Here is a 2573-nt window from a genome sequence, read left to right as displayed (position 1 = left end):
ATTCTAGGGGGGATGATGGCTGTAGATATGGGTGGCCCCCTAAACAAGGCTGCTTTCACATTTGGGCTAGCCGCCATTGAAGCTCAGAGTTTCGGACCGCATGCTGCTGTAATGGCTGGTGGAATGGTTCCTCCTCTAGGGATTGCCTTGGCCACTACATTCTTTAAAAGCAAATTCACTGAAATGGAAAGAAAATCAGGATTCACTAATTATTTCATGGGTGCTTCGTTCATTACAGAAGGAGCGATCCCTTTTGCGGCAGCGGATCCATTGCGTGTTATCGTCAGCAGTGTTGTCGGTGCAGCGACAGCGGGAGCACTGTCAATGGCTTTTAACGTGACTCTCCCTGCACCACATGGTGGAATATTTGTCATCCCACTTGTCAATCACCCATTTTTCTATTTGTTGGCCATTTTAATAGGATCCCTCATCACCGCCTTACTATTGGGATTCTCGAAAAAGAAACAGATATAAAAAAACGGAAAGAAAGCGGATCCGCTTTCAGTTTATAGACAAAAAGGTTACGGAATGGCAACATTCCGTAACCTTTTTCAATTTTATTGGATGGAAGCAGTTATAAATAGAGGATCTAAGATGACTCGATTTTAATCAAGTTTGTCTTCAGTCTGAAAGCGCATCTAATTACAGCGGGTCCGCTTTTCTTATATCCAATCCAAAACTCAACCCCGTTGCCGAAAGGGTGATACAAAAATACTGTTCGCTTCAGGAAACTTGCGTCACTTTAAAAGATATATGATTAATTATTAAATGTGGCTAGAAGCCTTTAGCCTATCTGATTTTCAACTACAAGAGCTGGGTGTGACTTTTCGCGCAGCCCTCAATTAATCGATCTGCATTCAAACCATACTCTCCCTTAACGCTGCAGGTTTGTCTTTTAAATGGAATTTCCGTGAACTACTTCATCAATCGGTCCACTTTATATGCAGGAGTGGCTAATTGGAAATGTTGACTTAAAATCCCCCCTCATTCCTTATAGATCCAATATGAAAACAAAATAATTATAAAAAGGTTTGTTAATCTTAAAATCGACTGGTTTATTAAAGCATGAACTTTTATGTTTATGGGTAAAGGAATATAAAAACGAACAAACAAAAGGAGTGAACGTATATGCTGAAGAAAAATACCTTAAAAACGACGAAAAGGGATGATATGATTGATGTTACAACAGAAGTACAGGCGTTAATCAAGGAAAATGGGATTCAAGAGGGAGTAGCTCTTATATATTGTCCACATACGACAGCAGGGATTACGATTAATGAAAATGCTGATCCCGATGTCAAAAAGGATATGTTAAGAAGACTGGACGAGCAATACCCATGGAATCATGCATTGGATTTACATATGGAAGGAAACACGGCAGCCCATTTGAAATCAAGTGCGGTTGGTTCTTCACAGCAGGTGATCATCCATAAAGGGAGCTTGATCCTTGGTACCTGGCAAGGTGTGTATTTTTGTGAATTCGATGGTCCCAGAGAAAGGCAATATTTTATTAAATTATGTGTCGACAGGTAAAATGGAAAGTACGGCAAGGTTGAATTGGGAGGAAGCGGATTGGACGACGATGTTTGGATTGAAGGAAGTAAAGTAATATTGAGGAATGTTAAACAAACCGATTTAAAACGTTTATGGAGCCTGAAATATGGAGAAGCAGATCCAGAATGGAAAAAGTGGGATGCACCTTATCATCCTCTTGAACTCATTGATTTCCAAACGTATATCGATAAAGAAACGAAATATAGAACCTATGATGAAAAAGTGGGGGCTTACTCTGAGCTATTAATGGAAAAGAACGATCAAATAATAGGATCTGTTGTATATTACTGGGAACATGAAGCTTCACGTTGGCTTGAAATCGGAATTACGATATTTGAGCCCAAGTATTGGAATGGCGGTTATGGAACTGAAGCGTTAAGGTTATTCATAGGCTATTTATTCGAAAAAATGGAGATTGAGCGGGTGGGTCTGACGACATGGTCAGGTAATGAACGCATGATCGCGGTAGGGGAAAAGGTAGGTATGCAAGTAGAGGGAAGGATGAGGAAATGCCGTTATCATGATGGTTATTATTATGATTCAATCAGAATGGGAATGCTACGGGAAGAATGGGAATCATTAAAATTTCGAAGTTAATAGACCCCCGTGAAAATTTTTCCTTCATTTCCTTGGAAAAAATTTAGCACTGTTTTCTCCCATATGGTCTGTTATCCTTGGAAGATGCTTAACGAGGAGGTTACAGGATGAAATTATCAGTTATAATAACTGTGATAATGACTCTAAGTGTCATCATACTTGGGATAGCTTTTCCTAAGGGAACGACCAGTAAAGCTTCGGATGGAGCAACCAAACATGTCATTAAACAAGGTGAATCGATATGGGATATTGCGAAGCAGTACGGTGTTCCTATCGGAAAGTTAAAAGAAGTCAATAATAATGTAAATAATGTTGCCGAGCCAGGTAAAACATTAATTATTCCACATGTAATGAATGAAAATGATAAAGAATTATTAGCAAGGCTTGTGCATGCAGAAGCTAAAGGGGAGCCATACAGGCTC

At 39.6% G+C, this 2573-nt stretch carries 4 protein-coding genes; all 4 read left to right on the top strand.

Features of this window, described 5'->3' with window-relative positions; genetic code table 11:
• On the top strand, positions 1–474 hold a 474-nt coding region (locus ACFVSH_RS25300; RefSeq protein WP_387708504.1), incomplete at its 5' end, for a fructose-specific PTS transporter subunit EIIC.
• A 654-nt stretch (positions 475–1128) separates the two neighbouring features.
• On the top strand, positions 1129–1533 hold the full coding sequence (locus ACFVSH_RS25295; RefSeq protein WP_387604270.1) for a secondary thiamine-phosphate synthase enzyme YjbQ: 405 nt from the start codon (positions 1129–1131) through the stop codon (positions 1531–1533).
• A gap of 39 nt (positions 1534–1572) precedes the next feature.
• Positions 1573–2151 carry a GNAT family N-acetyltransferase gene (locus ACFVSH_RS25290; RefSeq protein WP_387604272.1) on the top strand — a complete coding sequence of 193 codons (579 nt, stop codon included), beginning with the start codon at positions 1573–1575 and terminating at the stop codon, positions 2149–2151.
• Between the two features lie 107 nt (positions 2152–2258).
• The coding region (locus tag ACFVSH_RS25285) for a LysM peptidoglycan-binding domain-containing protein (RefSeq protein ID WP_387708503.1) at positions 2259–2573 on the top strand (315 nt) is incomplete at its 3' end.

This window comes from Peribacillus sp. NPDC058002, from assembly GCF_042886655.1.
GTDB lineage: Bacteria > Bacillota > Bacilli > Bacillales > DSM-1321 > Peribacillus > Peribacillus aracenensis.
This window is presented reverse-complemented; position numbering and strand designations above follow the sequence as displayed.